Below are 1,734 nucleotides of genomic sequence, written 5' to 3'. Positions count from 1 at the left end.
GGCGAAATCGCTGTCCGTGTCGCCCGTGCCTGCCGGGACGCCGGGATCGCGAGCGTAGCCGTCTACGCCGACCCGGACCGGGACGCCCTGCACGTCCGCGCCGCGGATGAGGCGTTCGCCCTGGGCGGTGACACCCCGGCCGCCAGCTACCTGGACATGGCCAAGGTGCTGCAAGCCGCCAAGGACTCCGGTGCCGACGCCATCCATCCGGGTTACGGATTCCTCTCCGAGAACGCGGAGTTCGCCCAGGCCGTCATCGACGCCGGGCTGACCTGGATCGGCCCGCCGCCCCAGGCCATCCGCGACCTCGGCGACAAGGTCGCCGCCCGCCACATCGCCCAGCGCGCCGGCGCCCCCCTGGTCGCCGGCACCCCCGACCCGGTCTCCGGCGCCGACGAGGTCGTCGCCTTCGCCCGCGAACACGGCCTGCCGATCGCGATCAAGGCCGCCTTCGGCGGCGGCGGACGCGGCCTGAAGGTCGCCCGCACCCTCGAAGAAGTCCCCGAGCTGTACGACTCCGCCGTCCGCGAGGCCGTCGCCGCCTTCGGCCGCGGCGAATGCTTCGTCGAGCGCTACCTCGACAAGCCCCGCCACGTCGAAACCCAGTGCCTCGCCGACCAGCACGGCAACGTCGTCGTCGTCTCCACCCGCGACTGCTCCCTGCAGCGCCGCCACCAGAAGCTGGTCGAAGAGGCCCCGGCGCCGTTCCTGTCCGAGGAGCAGAACGCCGAGCTCTACCGGGCCTCCAAGGCCATCCTCAAGGAAGCCGGCTACGTCGGCGCCGGCACCGTGGAATTCCTCGTCGGCATGGACGGCACCATCTCCTTCCTCGAGGTCAACACCCGCCTCCAGGTCGAACACCCCGTCACCGAAGAAGTCTCCGGCATCGACCTCGTCCGCGAGATGTTCCGCATCGCCGACGGCGAGGAACTCGGCTACGACGACCCGCCGCTGCGCGGCCACTCCTTCGAGTTCCGCATCAACGGCGAAGACCCCGGCCGCAACTTCCTGCCCGCCCCCGGCACCGTCACCACCTTCGCGCCGCCGTCCGGCCCGGGCGTGCGTCTGGACGCCGGTGTCGAGTCCGGGTCCGTCATCGGCCCCGCGTGGGACTCCCTGCTCGCCAAGCTGATCGTCACCGGCGCCACCCGCCGACAAGCACTCCAGCGCGCCGCCCGCGCCCTGGAGGAGTTCCAGGTCGAGGGCATGGCCACCGCCATCCCCTTCCACCGCAAGGTCGTCACCGACCCCGCCTTCGCACCCGCCGAGGGCCCCTTCCAGGTCCACACCCGCTGGATCGAGACCGAGTTCGTCAACGACATCAAGCCCTTCGCCGCCCCCGCCGACGCGGAGGCCGAGGACGAGTCCGGCCGTGAGACGGTCGTCGTCGAGGTCGGCGGCAAGCGCCTGGAAGTCTCCCTCCCCTCTTCGCTGGGCATGAGCCTGGCCCGCACCGGCCTGGCCGCCGGCGCCAAGCCCAAGCGCCGCGCCGCGAAGAAGTCCGCCTCCGCCGCCTCCGGCGACACCCTCGCCTCCCCCATGCAGGGCACCATCGTCAAGGTGGCCGTCGAAGAGGGCCAGGAGGTCAAGGAAGGCGACCTCATCGTCGTCCTGGAGGCCATGAAGATGGAACAGCCCATCAACGCCCACCGCGCCGGCACCGTCAAGGGCCTGGCCGCCGAGGTCGGCGCCTCGATCACCTCCGGCGCCCCCATCTGCGAGATCAAGGACTGA

General features: G+C 71.6%; 1 protein-coding gene. It reads left to right on the top strand.

Annotation, left to right across the window (positions count from 1 at the left end; all coding sequences use genetic code 11):
• On the top strand, window positions 1–1,734 hold a 1,734-nt coding region (locus ACIRNI_RS31930), incomplete at its 5' end, for an acetyl/propionyl/methylcrotonyl-CoA carboxylase subunit alpha (protein WP_403556878.1).

Source organism: Streptomyces sp. NPDC093546, from assembly GCF_044765045.1.
Taxonomy (GTDB): domain Bacteria; phylum Actinomycetota; class Actinomycetes; order Streptomycetales; family Streptomycetaceae; genus Streptomyces.
Note: the sequence above shows the minus strand (reverse complement) of the source record. Positions and strands in the feature narration are given on the sequence as shown.